The organism is Streptomyces narbonensis, assembly GCF_014649015.1.
Classification (GTDB): Bacteria; Actinomycetota; Actinomycetes; order Streptomycetales; family Streptomycetaceae; genus Streptomyces; species Streptomyces narbonensis.
Map to the genome: position 1 here is coordinate 316,575 of NZ_BMSF01000007.1, position 13,563 is coordinate 330,137.

At 73.8% G+C, this 13,563-nt stretch carries 13 protein-coding genes; 6 read left to right on the forward strand and 7 right to left on the reverse strand.

The window, feature by feature from the left end:
* Window positions 1-133 precede the first annotated feature (133 nt).
* Window positions 134-367 (forward strand): hypothetical protein, encoded by a 234-nt coding sequence (locus IE124_RS16080; RefSeq protein WP_189508431.1) that lies wholly within the window; start codon window positions 134-136, stop codon window positions 365-367.
* Between the two features lie 243 nt (window positions 368-610).
* On the opposite strand, the gene IE124_RS16085 is transcribed toward IE124_RS16080, so the two are convergent.
* Window positions 611-1,969 (reverse strand): hypothetical protein, encoded by a 1,359-nt coding sequence (locus IE124_RS16085; protein ID WP_229832493.1) that lies wholly within the window; start codon window positions 1,967-1,969, stop codon window positions 611-613.
* A 140-nt stretch (window positions 1,970-2,109) separates the two neighbouring features.
* On the opposite strand from IE124_RS16085, the gene IE124_RS16090 reads away from it, so the two are divergent.
* Window positions 2,110-3,072 (forward strand): D-2-hydroxyacid dehydrogenase family protein, encoded by a 963-nt coding sequence (locus IE124_RS16090; protein WP_189508536.1) that lies wholly within the window; start codon window positions 2,110-2,112, stop codon window positions 3,070-3,072.
* Between the two features lie 130 nt (window positions 3,073-3,202).
* On the opposite strand, the gene IE124_RS16095 is transcribed toward IE124_RS16090, so the two are convergent.
* Together IE124_RS16095 and IE124_RS16100 are read right to left on the reverse strand one after the other, a co-directional pair.
* A complete protein-coding gene (locus tag IE124_RS16095; protein WP_189508432.1) occupies window positions 3,203-4,009 on the reverse strand; it encodes a CbtA family protein in 807 nt (268 codons plus the stop codon).
* A 23-nt stretch (window positions 4,010-4,032) separates the two neighbouring features.
* On the reverse strand, window positions 4,033-4,260 hold the full coding sequence (locus tag IE124_RS16100) for a CbtB domain-containing protein (RefSeq protein ID WP_055642578.1): 228 nt from the start codon (window positions 4,258-4,260) through the stop codon (window positions 4,033-4,035).
* A gap of 243 nt (window positions 4,261-4,503) precedes the next feature.
* On the opposite strand from IE124_RS16100, the gene IE124_RS16105 reads away from it, so the two are divergent.
* Window positions 4,504-5,151 carry a histidine phosphatase family protein gene (locus tag IE124_RS16105; RefSeq protein ID WP_189508433.1) on the forward strand — a complete coding sequence of 216 codons (648 nt, stop codon included), beginning with the start codon at window positions 4,504-4,506 and terminating at the stop codon, window positions 5,149-5,151.
* A 216-nt stretch (window positions 5,152-5,367) separates the two neighbouring features.
* On the opposite strand, the gene IE124_RS16110 is transcribed toward IE124_RS16105, so the two are convergent.
* Window positions 5,368-5,724: a GntR family transcriptional regulator gene (locus tag IE124_RS16110; RefSeq protein WP_056653345.1), complete on the reverse strand. Its 357-nt coding sequence runs from the start codon at window positions 5,722-5,724 to the stop codon at window positions 5,368-5,370.
* 2 nt (window positions 5,725-5,726) lie between these two features.
* Window positions 5,727-6,677, reverse strand: a complete 951-nt coding sequence (locus IE124_RS16115; protein WP_189508434.1) for a DUF1648 domain-containing protein — start codon at window positions 6,675-6,677, stop codon at window positions 5,727-5,729.
* 121 nt (window positions 6,678-6,798) lie between these two features.
* Here IE124_RS16115 and IE124_RS16120 point away from each other — a divergent pair, with 121 nt between their 5' ends.
* Together IE124_RS16120 and IE124_RS16125 are read left to right on the forward strand one after the other, a co-directional pair.
* A complete protein-coding gene (locus IE124_RS16120; RefSeq protein ID WP_189508435.1) occupies window positions 6,799-7,797 on the forward strand; it encodes a S8 family peptidase in 999 nt (332 codons plus the stop codon).
* Between the two features lie 89 nt (window positions 7,798-7,886).
* Window positions 7,887-8,873: a nucleoside hydrolase gene (locus IE124_RS16125; RefSeq protein WP_189508436.1), complete on the forward strand. Its 987-nt coding sequence runs from the start codon at window positions 7,887-7,889 to the stop codon at window positions 8,871-8,873.
* 27 nt (window positions 8,874-8,900) lie between these two features.
* Here the strand turns inward: IE124_RS16125 and IE124_RS16130 are convergent, their stop codons facing one another.
* The gene (locus IE124_RS16130; protein ID WP_229832494.1) at window positions 8,901-9,344 is read right to left on the reverse strand and encodes a MarR family winged helix-turn-helix transcriptional regulator; all 444 of its coding nucleotides are present in this window, start codon (window positions 9,342-9,344) and stop codon (window positions 8,901-8,903) included.
* A 92-nt stretch (window positions 9,345-9,436) separates the two neighbouring features.
* Here IE124_RS16130 and IE124_RS16135 point away from each other — a divergent pair, with 92 nt between their 5' ends.
* Window positions 9,437-9,784 (forward strand): DoxX family protein, encoded by a 348-nt coding sequence (locus IE124_RS16135; protein WP_189508438.1) that lies wholly within the window; start codon window positions 9,437-9,439, stop codon window positions 9,782-9,784.
* A gap of 116 nt (window positions 9,785-9,900) precedes the next feature.
* Here IE124_RS16135 and cobN read toward each other — a convergent pair whose 3' ends face one another.
* Window positions 9,901-13,539 (reverse strand): cobaltochelatase subunit CobN, encoded by a 3,639-nt coding sequence (gene cobN / locus IE124_RS16140; RefSeq protein WP_189508439.1) that lies wholly within the window; start codon window positions 13,537-13,539, stop codon window positions 9,901-9,903.
* Between the last annotated feature and the right edge of the window lie 24 nt (window positions 13,540-13,563).

The following is a 13,563-nucleotide window of genomic DNA, read 5'->3' on the forward strand; positions in this document are numbered from 1 at the left end:
TCCGGCTCCGGCTCCGGCTCCGTGCTGGTTGGAGCCGGAGCCGGAGCCGTTGCCGGTGCCTGTGCCGATACCGGAGCCTGTGCCGGAGCCAGAGCCTGTGCCGGTGCCTGTGCCGATACCGGAGCCTGCGCCTGTGCCTGTGCCTGTGCCGGAACACCAGCACCACGACCCCGACGCCCTCCACGACTTCCTCGTCGAGCAGGTACGGGACACCCGGCCGGGCTGCGGCGCCCTGGCCCGGGGAGGTCGTGGGCATTTTCGTCGCCGCCACGACCCTCGCCGCCACGGCTCCCCTCGCCGTCACGGCAGACCTGCTCGCCCGGCCGCCTGGGTGGCCGCCCAGGCCGAGCCGGGGCGGCCCGGCTAGGGCCGCCCCGGCTAGGGGGTGTCGTCACATTCCCGTCGTCGCCCGAAGGGCGGCCCCGCGGCGTCTGGTGCGTGCTCTCGGCGTGCCGGGTGGAAGCCCACGTACTGGACGTACGTGGGCTTTCTCCCGGTGCGGCGAGAGTGCGTGCCTGGGGGCACCTCCCAGCGGTAGCTGGGGGAACGCCGCGGGGCAGACGGGAATGTGACGACACCCCCTAGGCCTCTCCTGGGTCCCCGCCCGGGGCTACCAGCGCTGAGGGGTGGGCGGAAGGGTGGGCGGAGTCGCGGGCGGAGGCGGGGGCGGGGGCGGAGGCGGGGACTGATCAGTGCTCTCCGTCGGCTCCTCCGCCAGGAAGGCCGTCACCGCGAGGGCGAAGAGCAGCGCGAGGGCGAGCCCGACGACGACCCAGCCGGTGGGGTGCGGCCAGAAGACACAGGCCGCGGCCGCCCCCGCGACGAGGATCCAGGTGATCCAGGTGCGGTACCGGCGGACGAAGGGGCCGACCGGGCCGAGGCGCATCCCCGCGCGGTCGGCGGTGGCGCGGGTGGCGCTGATGCCGGAGTGCCAAAGGCCGCGAACCAGGACGGCGGGGCGGCTCGGCCCGGAGAGCCAGGCGGCGAGGGCGATCAAGATGCCGAGGACCGCGAAGACCCGTACCGAGGTGCGGAGATAGCGGATCAGGGTGTCGTAGACGGAGCCCGCGGCGGCCGGGGAGACGCCGGCGGGGAGGGCGTTGAGATAGACCGTGCGGAAGACGGTGAGCGCGACGCCGAGGACGATCGCCGCGAAGGCGACGCCGAGGGCCGCGGCGATCAGGGTGCGGCGCCGGCGGCCGGCGAGCAGCACCCCGCCCGCGACGAGGAGGACGGCGATCACCGGCAGCCAGCGGCCCATCAGCTGGAGCAGGGAGAAGCCGGTCTTCACCTTGCCGATGTCGTCGGACCTGAGGATCGTGAAGTCGGTGTGGATCTCGGGGATCTTGGCGGCGACCGTGAGTCCGGAGTCCACGAGCCGCTGCTTCACCCGGTCGATGATCGGCGCCAGGTCGAGGGTCACCGAGTCCGTCTCGATCTTCACCGCGCCGTCATCGCTACCGGTCAGGGCCCGGTCGACGGCCGTGTGGATCGCGCGGTTGGCATCGGTCCACAGGGTCGCGAAGGCCTGGGAGGCGACCACGTCCTGCGTCCGGTCGCGGACGAAGCTGGCGACCGCGCTCTCCAGGGAGCCGCCCAGCTTGCCCAGCGCCTTCTGCACGAGGGGCCGCTGTTCGGGCGCGACGCCCTCAAGGAGGGCGGGCAGGTCGATGTGGTCCATGACGGCGTTCGTCACCCGGTCGGTGACGGCGGCCTGGACGGCCGGGTCCTCGGCGAGCGGGGCGACCGTCTGCACGTACCGGTCGGTGTCGCCGACGATGTCCGAGGTCCAGGAGGCGACGATGCCCAGCGGGACGAGGACGCAGCCGATGACGATCAGCAGGGCGGCACAGAAGGAGCGCAGCCGGTGGCGGGGTGGTGGGGCGGCGGCGCGGTCCGCTTCGAGGGCGGCCACCCGGGCGCGGAGTGCGGTGATCTCGTCGGCCTTGTCACCGGAAGCGTCGTCCATGGCACCAGCCCTCCTGAGGGGACAATCCAGGCAATTCTCCGCGAGCTGGGTGCTTCTGTCGCTCCGAGAGGTGCGGAAGGCGGCCATGCGTGGGAACAGACACCTGCCCGGTGTACGCGCCGATCCGCGATCATGCGGTCATGAACCTGCCGCGCTGCGCCGTACTCGACGACTACCAGGGCGTCGCCCTCTCCTCCGCCGACTGGAGCCCGCTCGCCGGGCGGGTCGAGGTCCGCGTGCTGCGCGAGCACCTCACCGACCGGGACGCGCTCGTCGCGGCCGTCGAGGACTGTCGGATCCTCGTCGTCATGCGCGAGCGCACCCCGGTCGACGCCGCGCTCCTCGACCGGCTCCCCCGGCTCCGGCTGATCGTCACCTCCGGCCTGCGCAACGCCTCCGTCGACGTCGCCGCCGCCCGCGCGCGAGGCATCACCGTCTGCGGCACGGCCAGCAGCTCCGAGCCGCCCACCGAGCTGACCTGGGCCCTGCTCCTGGGTCTCGCCCGGCACCTACGGACCGAGGCGCAGGCGCTGCGCGAGGGCGGGCCCTGGCAGTCCACCGTCGGCGCCGACCTGGCCGGCCGGACCCTCGGCCTCGTCGGACTCGGCAAGATCGGCGGCCGGGTCGCCCGGATCGGCCTCGCCTTCGGCATGGACGTCCACGCCTGGAGCCCGAACCTGACGAAGGAGCGGGCGGCGGAGCACGGCGTGCGACTCGCGAAGGACCGGCGGGAGCTGCTCGGGAGCAGCGACTTCGTCTCCCTGCACCTGGTGCTCTCCGACCGCACCCGCGGCCTGATCGGGGAGCCCGAGCTGCGGGCGATGCGCCCGTCCGCGTACCTCGTCAACACCTCACGGGCGGGGCTCGTCGACGGCGGGGCGCTGCTGCGGGCGCTGCGCGAGGGGTGGATCGCGGGGGCCGGGCTCGACGTCTTCGAGACGGAGCCGCTGCCGGCCGACGACCCCTTGCGGACCCTGCCGAACGTCCTGGCCCTCCCCCACCTGGGATACGTGACGGAGGGCAACTACGGCCGCTACTTCGGGCAGGCGGTCGAGGACATCGAGGCGTTCCTGGCGGGCGCCCCGGTGCGCGAACTGAGTTGAACGGGGGCCGGGCCGCCTCGGCCGGGGCCGCGCCCGACCACGGCCGACCGCGGCCGAGGTCAGCCCCGACCGCGGCCGAGGTCAGCCCCGGCCACGGCCGAGGTCAATCCCGACCGCGGCACCGGGGCACTCAGGCCGCCGGGACGGTCTCCCTGGTCCCGGCGGTGGCGCGCACCGTCTCCGGGGCGAGCAGCCGCTGGGCCAGCGCCCCGAAGGCGACCGCGAAGACCGCCCACAGGACCGCCTGGATCCCGAGGGTGGCGAGCCGGAACTCCCACAGCACGGCCGCCGGGAAGCCGGCCTGCACCGCGTCGTCGTTCCCCGGCAGGAACGCGCAGGCCACGGCGACGGCGGCGACGAAGCCGGCGCCGGCGACGAGGGTGGCGTTCCAGTTCCCGAGGCGCGGGGCGAGGCGGCGACCGAGGACGACCGCGGCGACGCCGAGCAGCACGCTCAGAAGGATCATCAAGAAGAAGAGCGTGGTGCGCTTCCCGATGGTGTCCGGGTTCCCGACGGCCGGCGGGGTCGCCGGGTACTTCAGGAACGGCACGAGGTAGACGGTCGTGAAGGCGGCGGCCGCGACGAGCGCGGCGGTGGCCTTCGGGGTGAACCGGCCGACGCGCCCAAGGACGAAGGCGAACGCGAGGGAGGCGATGCCGCCGAGCGCGACGCCGTAGACGAGGACGCCGGTGGCCAGTCCGGCCGTGGACTGGACGGCCCGGCTGACGAGTTCCTCCTCCTCCGGCTCCGCGGCGGCGGCCGCTCCGTGGCCCGCGTGCTCGGCCGCCGCGGCGGCCTCCTCGACGGCGATCGAGGCGTCGACGGACGGCTCGCCGGCGACGTACGCGAGGGCGAAGGCGAACAGTCCGGCGATCAGACCCGCGAGCATGCCGCGGACCAGCAGTCTCCTCACGGTGGAGGACGTCGTGTCATACATGTGCGTGAGCTCCTCCGCCCCGGTCAGTGGCAGGGGAAGCCGAGCAGATGACGGCCGTCGTGGACCCACTCGTGGACATCACTGCCCGCGAAGACGGAGAGGGCGCCCTGCTCGGCGCCGACGAAGTAGAGCGCGACCAGCGCCAGGAGCCCGGCGAACAGGGCCCAGGGCAGCACGGTGCGGACCGGCAGGGAAACCGGCAGCACGACAGGGGTGGTGGGGGTGACGGACGGGGCGACGGCCTCGGCCATGGCGGTACCTCCTCGGGAACTCGCGTCCCAGTACGGTGGTGTGCGACGACGGTCGTCGGGTCTGACTCGCCGGGTCCCGGGGGTGCCGGGCCGGCTCACAGTGGCGCGACCGTGCCGGTTTCTCACCGGACTTCCGTGTCGCCGTCGTCGGTCTCTGGAATTGTCGCCGTGACCGTACCGCGCGGGCCCCACCCCGCCAAGGGCGTACGGGCGGACGACCGAGCACTGAGGGATGTATCACCCATGAACGCGCCCCCGCCCGCACCTTCGCCCCCGCCCGAGTCTCCGCCCGCCTCCGCGCCCGCCTCCCCGCCGCCCGCCCCGCCTCCTGCCCCGCCCGAGCGGACCGTACGACTCGTCCTGGTCGCCCCGGCCATGAGCGCGGCCCAGCGGGAGGCCCGGTTCGACGACGGCTCGGCCGTGGAGCCCGGGTCCGCCGATCCGGTGTGTCTCGGACGGTCGGTACGGGTGCTCGGCTCGCCGTCTCCGCGCTGCCGGGGCACGGCCGAACTCCTCGGCCTGACGGTGGCCGAGGAGCCGGCGGCACTCGCGGGGTGCGCGATGGGCCGGTGGCGGGGCCGGCGGTTGGACGAACTCGCTGCCGAGGAGCCGGAGTCCGTGGCCGCCTGGCTCTCTGATCCGGACGCGGCCCCGCACGGCGGCGAGTCCCTGCGGGAGCTGCGCGCCCGGGTCGCCGGCTGGCTGGACGGCCTGGAGCCGGGCACGGTCTGGGCCGTCGCCGAGCCGGACGTGATCCGGGCGGCCGTCGCGCACGCCCTCGGCGCACCGGAGGCCGCCTTCTGGCGCCTGGACGTGCGCCCGCGGTCGTCGGTCGAACTCACGGGCCGCGCCGGCCGTTGGAACGTCGGCATCGGCTCCGTACGGGACTGAGCCCGGCCGACGGAGGGGTCTCCTGACCGAGGAGGTCCGCCGACGGAACGGGGCAGCCGACCAAGGAGGTCAGCCGACGGAAGGTCCGCCGACGGAACGGGGCAGCCGACCAAGGAGGTCAGCCGACGGAAGGTCCGCCGACGGAACGGGGCAGCCGACCGAGGAGGTCAGCCGACGGAAGGTCCGCCGACGGAACGGGGCAGCCGACCGAGGAGGTCAGCCGAGGCTCGTACGGGCGAGCTCCAGGAACTCCGCCTCCGTCAGGCCCAGTTCACGGGCCTCCGCCGCCGCCTCGCGCAGCCGGGAGACCAGCCGGGCGCGGTCGGGGGCGGCGACTCCGGGGACGATCACGGCGCCGCGGCCCCGGCGGAGCTCGATGAGGCCCTCCTCGCGGAGCCGCTGGTAGCCGCGGAGGACGGTGTGGACGTTGACGCCCAGGGAGTCGGCGAGCTCCCGGGCGGCCGGGAGGCGTTCGCCGGGCTCGGCGGAGCCGTCGGCGAGCGCCCCGCGGACGCAGGCGGCGATCTGGTCGCCGAGGGGGACGGAGGAGGCCGGGTCGACGCGGAAGAGCACGGTCAGACCTTCCCATGCCGCTCGGCCAGCGTGTTGAGGAGGGCGGCGGCGGTGCGCGCGTCGGGCACGGTCACCGCGAACTCGCGGCCGCCGTCCCGCCGCACGACGAGGGCCTCGCCGGAGCGGAGCACCACACCGGTGCGGTGGGCCCGGACCCGGTAGCCCCAGCCGCCGAAGTCCGTGACGGCGTCGATCTCGCGGACGCTCGCGCCCTCGACGCCGTCGAGCGGGACCCGGACGCGGGGGCGGGAGGCGAGGGCGGACCGGACGGTGAGGCCGTGCCGGTCGACGGTGACCCGGACGCGGGCGAGGGCGAGGCCCGGCACGCCGATGACGAGACCGAGCAGGCCGAGCAGGGCGTCGGGCCAGCTGACGACGAGGAGGGTGACGGGGGCGGCGGCGAGGGCGAGTGCCGCAAGGACGGTCAGTGTCCGGGACCCGGTGTCCTTGGACCAGCGGGCGGTCTCGCCGGAGCCGAGCGGGAGCCGGGGGCCGGCCGCCGCCGGGCCTCGGCCGGCGGCCGGCGGCTCCTCGGGGACGAGCGAGCCGAGAGCCCAGCCGGCGCCTCCGGCCACGGCGGCGACCGCCAGGGCCACCCCGAGGTCCATTCCGGGCGAGAAGACCTGCACCTCGAACTCGTCGACGCGGTTGGCACGGAGGAGCTGGACGAGGAGCCCGCCGGCGAAGCCTGCGGTGGCCCACGCCGCCCACAGGTACCGGCGCCGGACGAATGCGGTCCAGCCGGCGGCCAGGCCGAGGAACAGGGCCGTACTGACGACGATGTAGGCGGTCCTGCCGGTCCAGCCGTCGGCCTCTCCCCCGACGGAGAAGTGGGTGGCGAGTTCGGCGGGCAGCTCGTCCCGCCAGCGGGCGAAGAGCAGCAGGTGGACGGCGAGGGCGAGGACGAAGGGGAGCGCGACGAGCGCGCGGAGACGAGGCGTGGCACGGTTCATGAAAACCTCCCTTGTTTGCACTCTACTAGAACAATGAGCTTTGAGGCTGGCCGATCTTCAAGATGCGAGGGCTCCGCACCGACGGTTGACTGGGTCGGACGCAGACAAATGGGGAGATTTCATGCGCCGTCGGCCCACCACCGCCACCTTCGCCGCCCTTATCGCCCTCGCCGCGCTCACCGCCGCCTTCGCCACGGGCTGCGGCAGCGACGACGACAGGCCCGACCCGCTGCGGAACCAGCAATGGGGTCTCGACGCGCTGAAGATGCCGGACGCCTGGTCCACGGCGAAGGGCGACGACACGGTCATCGCCGTCGTCGACACCGGCGCCGACCTCGACCACCCGGACCTCAAGGGACGGCTCGTCGACGGCTACGACTTCGTCGACGAGGACGACGAGCCCAAGGACCTCAACGGCCACGGCACGCACGTCTCCGGCATCGCCGCCGCCCACACCGACGACGGCATCGGGGTCTCGGGCGGTGCGCCCGGCGCCAGGATCATGCCGGTGCGGGTGCTCGGCGCCGACGGCAGCGGCACCGACGCGAACATCGCCAAGGGCATCGTCTGGGCCGCCGACCACGGCGCCGACGTCATCAACCTCTCCCTGGGCGAGTCCGGCCTGATGGCCCGCCTCCTCAAGGGCGGCATCCTCAACCGGGCCATCGGCCACGCCACCGGCAAGGGCGCGGTCGTCGTCGCCGCCGCGGGCAACGACTCGACGGCGCTCCAGCCGTACAAGACCGACACCCCGGTCCTCGTCGTCAACGCCGCCGACCGCACCGGCGGCCCGGCCTCCTTCACCAACTTCGGCGCGCAGAACGCCGTGACGGCCCCCGGCGTCGACATCCTCTCCACGCTCCCCACCTACACGACGAAGGAGACCCTGAAGAACCTCTCGGGGTACGGAAAGCTCTCCGGTACGTCGATGGCCTCGCCGTACGTCTCCGCCGTGGCCGCGCTCCTGCACCAGCAGGGCCTGGACCCGGCCGCGATCATGCAGACCATCCGCGACACGGCGGCCAACCCGCAGAAGCTCGCCAAGCTCGGCCTCGGGAACGTCGACGCGGCGGCGGCCGTGAAGGCGGCGCAAGCGACCCAGGCGGCGAAGAACAGGTAGGCGCGGGCCGGGCCGCCGTCCCGGGGACCCGGTCCGACACCCGCCCGGCACCCGTGACGGCGGCCCGCCCCCTGTGGGACGGTGGAGACATGCCCGTACCCGTGATCCTCGACTGCGATCCCGGTCACGACGACGCCTTCAACATCCTGCTGGCCGCGGCGCACCCCTCCGTCGACCTGCTCGCGATCACCACCGTCGCGGGCAACCAGACGCTGGAGAAGACCACCCTGAACGCCCGCCGGGTGTGCGAGGCCGCCGGGATCCGGGGCGTGCCGATCGCCGCGGGCGCGGCGGGCCCGCTGCACGCCCGGCCGCAGGGTGTGCTCGTCGCCGAGCACATCCACGGCAGCTCGGGGCTGGACGGCCCGAGCTGGGACGCCTGGGAGTCCGGCCCTGGTGCCGGCTTCGGTCACGGGCAGCCGACGGTCCCGCAGGACCCGCGCGACGCGCTGACGCTGCTCCGGGAGACCCTGACCGGCCACCCCGCGCCCGTCACCCTCGTCCCGACGGGCCCCCTGACGAACATCGCGACGCTGCTCCTCGCCCACCCCCGGCTGACGGACCGCATCGAGCGGATCGTCCTGATGGGCGGCTCGGTGGAGCGCGGAAACACCACACCCGCCGCCGAGTTCAACATCCTCTGCGACCCGGAGGCGGCGGACATCGTCTTCGGCTGCGGGGTGCCGGTGACGATGTTCGGCCTCAACGCCACCCACCAGGTACGGGCCACTCCCGAGGTCCTCGGGCGGCTCACGGCGCTCGGCACCCCACTGAGCCGGCTCTGCGTGGAGCTGCTCACCTACTTCGCGTCGACCTACCGCGAGGTGTACGGCTTCGACGCTCCGCCGCTGCACGACCCGCTGACCGTGGCGCACCTCATCGACCCGTCACTGGTCAGCCTGGTGCGGGCGGCGGTGCGGGTGGAGCTGACGGGGACGTGGACGCGCGGCGCGACGGTCGTCGACCTGGACGGGGTGACGGGCCTCCCGCCGAACGCGGAAGTGGGGATGGACGTCGACGCCGACGGCTTCTGGGACCTGATCGTGGAGGCGGTCAGGGTCCTGGGCAGCGCCTGACGTCCCTCGTCGCCCGCTCCGGTCGCCTCAGCCGGCGCCGCAGTCGTGATCGGTCGGATCGACGACGACCCGGTCCAACAACCCGCGCAGCACGGCCTGTTCGGCAGCACTGAGATCCCCGAACAGCTCGCGCTCCGCCGCGCTCACCGCCGAGTCGACCCGCTCCAGGGCCTCGGCGCCGGCGGGCGTGATCTCCACGATGTGCCGCCGCCGGTCGGCCGGGTCACGCCGCCGCTCGGCCAGCCCCTCGGACTCCAACTCATTGAGGATCGCCACGAGTTGACTGGGGTCGACCTCCATCACGGCGGCCAGTTCACGCTGACTCATGGCCCCGGGGGCGAGCTGCATCAACGTCATCGCGTTCCGCGGGTGCAGCCCCACGACCCCCAGGGCCGCGCGGATGCGCGCACCGGTGAGCTCCCCCCGGAAGGAGAGGAGGAAGCCGAGGCGGTCGGTCGGATGAGCTGCCATGCCGTCCACGGTAACAGCGGCCCTATTGTGGAGCGAGAGAAATCGTTGATACCGTTCAACGATTGCTGGTCTCGCATCATTGGAGCTCTACCATGTTCATCGGCTATGCCGTGGTCGCCGCGCTGCTCGCCTTCGCGCTCTCCGCCTCCGCGTTCCTGACCTTCACCCGGAACCCGCAGGTCACCGGCAACATGACCAAGCTGGGCGTGCCCGAGTCCTGGCTGCCGTGGCTCGGGACGGCGAAGGCGGCAGGCGCGATCGGCCTGCTCGCGGGCCTCGCCGTGGCCCCGCTCGGCGTGGCGGCGGCCACCGGCGTGACCCTCTACTTCCTGGGCGCCGTGATCACCCACGTCCGCGCGAAGGACTACGAGATGGCCCCGGCGGTGATCCTCACCCTGATATCGGCAGCCGCCGTGCTCCTGCGCATCGCCTCCGCCTGAGCCGCCCCGATGCGCGCACGCGGGCATGCCGAAGGCCCCGCCCACCGACCCCCGTGCGGTGAGCGAGGCCTTCGGAGACCACGCGGAGAAGGGGACGCCGCCCCTTCGGAGGAGGTTTACTCCTCGTCGGAGCCCTCGCCCTCCAGGTCGCCCTCCGTCTCCAGGAAGACCTGCCGCAGGGCGGCCAGGGTCTCCGGGTCCGGCTTCTCCCACATGCCGCGGGACTCGGCTTCGAGGAGGCGCTCCGCGATGCCGTGCAGGGCCCAGGGGTTGGCTTCCTTCAGGAAGGCCTGGTTGTCCGCGTCGAGGACGTACTCCTGGGTGAGCTTGTCGTACATCCAGTCGGCGACCACGCCCGTCGTGGCGTCGTAACCGAAGAGGTAGTCGACCGTCGCCGCCAGTTCGAACGCGCCCTTGTAGCCGTGGCGGCGCATCGCCTCGATCCAGCGCGGGTTGACCACGCGGGCGCGGAAGACCCGGGAGGTCTCCTCGACCAGCGTGCGGGTGCGGACCGTCTCCGGGCGGGTGGAGTCGCCGATGTACGCCTCGGGGGCCGTGCCCTTCAGCGCGCGGACGGTCGCCACCATGCCGCCGTGGTACTGGAAGTAGTCGTCGGAGTCCGCGATGTCGTGCTCGCGGGTGTCCGTGTTCTTCGCCGCGACCGCGATCCGCTTGTACGCGGTCTCCATCTCGGCGCGGGCCGGACGGCCTTCGAGCCCACGGCCGTAGGCGTAGCCGCCCCAGACCGTGTAGACCTCCGCGAGGTCGGCGTCCGTGCGCCAGTCGCGGCTGTCGATCAGCTGGAGGATGCCCGCGCCGTACGTGCCCGGACGCGAGCCGAAGATACGGGTCGTGGCGCGGCGCTCGTCGCCGTGCTCGGCCAGGTCCGCCTGGGCGTGCGCCCGGACGTAGTTGTCCTCGGCGGACTCGCCCTCCAGGCCCGCGACGAGCCGTACGGCGTCGTCGAGGAGGCCGATGACGTGCGGGAACGCGTCGCGGAAGAAGCCGGAGATGCGGAGCGTGACGTCCACGCGGGGGCGGCCGAGCTCGGCGAGCGGGATCGGCTCCAGGCCGTTCACACGGCGCGAGGCGTCGTCCCAGAGCGGGCGGACGCCGAGCAGGGCGAGCGCCTCGGCCACGTCGTCGCCGGCGGTCCGCATCGCGCTCGTCCCCCACAGGGAGAGACCCACCGAGGTCGGCCACTCGCCGTTGTCGGTGCGGTAGCGCTCCAGGAGCGAGTCGGCGAGCGCCTGGCCCGTCTCCCACGCGAGGCGGGACGGCACGGCCTTCGGGTCGACCGAGTAGAAGTTCCGGCCCGTCGGCAGGACGTTGACCAGGCCACGGAGCGGGGAGCCGGACGGGCCCGCCGGGACGAAGCCGCCGTTCAGGGCGTGCACGGCGTGGGTCAGCTCGTCGGTCGTCACGGCGAGGCGCGGCACGACCTGCTCGCAGGCGAAGCGGAGGACGGCCGCCACGTCGGGGCCGTGGTCGGCGGCCACCGCCGCGACCGCGTCCACCGACCAGCCCGCCGCCTCCATCGCCTCGACCAGCTCGCGCGCCTTCGCCTCCGCCTCGTCGGCGGTCGTGCGGGTCGCGGCCGACTCGTCCAGGCCGAGGGCCTCGCGCAGGCCGAGGAGGGCCTGCGTACCGCCCCAGATCTGGCGGGCGCGGAGGATCGAGAGGACCAGGTTGACCCGGGCCTCGCCCTCCGGGGCGCCGCCGAGGACGTGCAGGCCGTCGCGGATCTGCGCGTCCTTGACCTCGCACAGCCAGCCGTCGACGTGCAGCAGGAAGTCGTCGAAGCCGTCGTCCTCCGGGCGCTGCTCCAGGCCCAGGTCGTGGTCGAGCTTGGCCGCCTGGATCAGCGTCCAGATCTGCGCGCGGATCGCGGGCAGCTTGGACGGGTCCATGGACGAGATCTGCGCGTACTCGTCGAGGAGCTGCTCCAGGCGCGCGATGTCGCCGTAGGACTCGGCGCGCGCCATCGGCGGCACCAGGTGGTCGACGAGCGTCGCGTGGACGCGCCGCTTGGCCTGCGTGCCCTCGCCCGGGTCGTTGACGAGGAAGGGGTAGACCAGCGGGATGTCGCCGAGGGCGGCGTCCGGGCCGCAGGCGGCGGACAGGCCGGCGTTCTTGCCGGGCAGCCACTCCAGGTTGCCGTGCTTGCCCAGGTGGACCATGGCGTCGGCGCCGAAGCCGCCGTCCTCGGCGCGGGCGGCGATCCAGCGGTAGGCGGCCAGGTAGTGGTGGGACGGCGGCAGATCGGGGTCGTGGTAGATCGCGATCGGGTTCTCGCCGAAGCCGCGCGGCGGCTGGATGAGGATCAGCAGGTTCCCACGCCGCAGGGCCGCGAGGACGATGTCTCCCTCGGGGTTGCGGGAGCGGTCCAGGAACATCTCGCCGGGCGCCGGGCCCCAGTGCTCCTCGACGTCCGCCCGCAGCTCGGCGGGGAGTTCGGCGTACCAGCGCTTGTAGTCGGCGGCCGGGATGCGGACCGGGTTCCTGGCGAGCTGCTCCTCGGTGAGCCAGTCCTGGTCGTGGCCGCCGGCCTCGATCAGGGCGTAGATCAGCTCGTCGCCGTCGCCGGAGACCAGGCCCGGGAGGTCGGCCTCCGGGCCGAAGTCGTAGCCCTCGGCGATCAGCCGGCGCAGGAGGGAGACGGCGGAGGCGGGGGTGTCGAGACCCACCGCGTTGCCGATGCGGGAGTGCTTCGTCGGGTACGCGGAGAGGACGAGCGCCAGCTTCTTCTCGGCGTTCGGGATGTGCCGCAGGCGCGCGTGGCGGACCGCGATCCCGGCGACGCGGGCGGCGCGCTCGGCGTCCGCGACGTACGCGGGCAGGCCGTCCGCGTCGATCTCCTTGAAGGAGAACGGGACGGTGATGAGCCGGCCGTCGAACTCGGGCACGGCGACCTGGCTGGCCGCGTCCAGCGGCGACAGGCCCTCGTCGTTCTCCTCCCAGTTCTCGCGCGAACCGGTCAGGCACAGCGCCTGGAGGATCGGCACGTCGAGCGCGGCGAGCGCGCCCGCGTCCCAGGCCTCCTCGTCGCCGCCGGCCTGCGCCTCGGCGGGCTTGGTGCCGCCGGCCGCGAGGACGGTCGTGACGATCGCGTCGGCGGTACGGAGCCGGTCGAGCAGCTCGGGCTCGGGGGCCCGCAGGGACGCCACGTACAGCGGGAGCGCCCGCGCGCCCGCGTCCTCGACGGCCGAGCAGAGGGTGTCGACGAAGGCGGTGTTCCCGCTCATGTGGTGGGCGCGGTAGTAGAGCACCGCGATCGTCGGGCCGTCCTCGCGGCGGGCCGTGCGCTCCAGCGGGCCCCAGGTGGGGGCGGCGGCCGGGGCCTCGAAGCCGTGGCCGGTGAGGAGGACGGTGTCGGAGAGGAAGCGGGCCAGCTGCTCCAGGTTGGCGGGGCCGCCGTGCGCGAGGTAGGCGTGCGCCTCGGTGGCGACGCCGACGGGGACGGTCGAGGTCTCCATCAGCTGGGCGTCGGGGGCCTGTTCGCCGCTGAGCACGACGACCGGCTTCCCGGTCGCGCGGATCGCGTCGATGCCCTCCTCCCAGGAGCGGATGCCGCCCAGGAGGCGGACGACGACCAGCTCGACGCCGTCGAGGAGGCCGGGGAGCTCGGCGAGGGGCAGCCGGGAGGGGTTGGCGAAGCGGTACTCCACCGGGCCACCGGATCCGGCGGCGGAGGCGGCGTTCGCCGCGCGGGCGCTGAGCAGGTCGGTGTCGGAGTGCGACAGCAGCAGAAGCATGGCGAGCGCAGGCCCTTCCTCGGG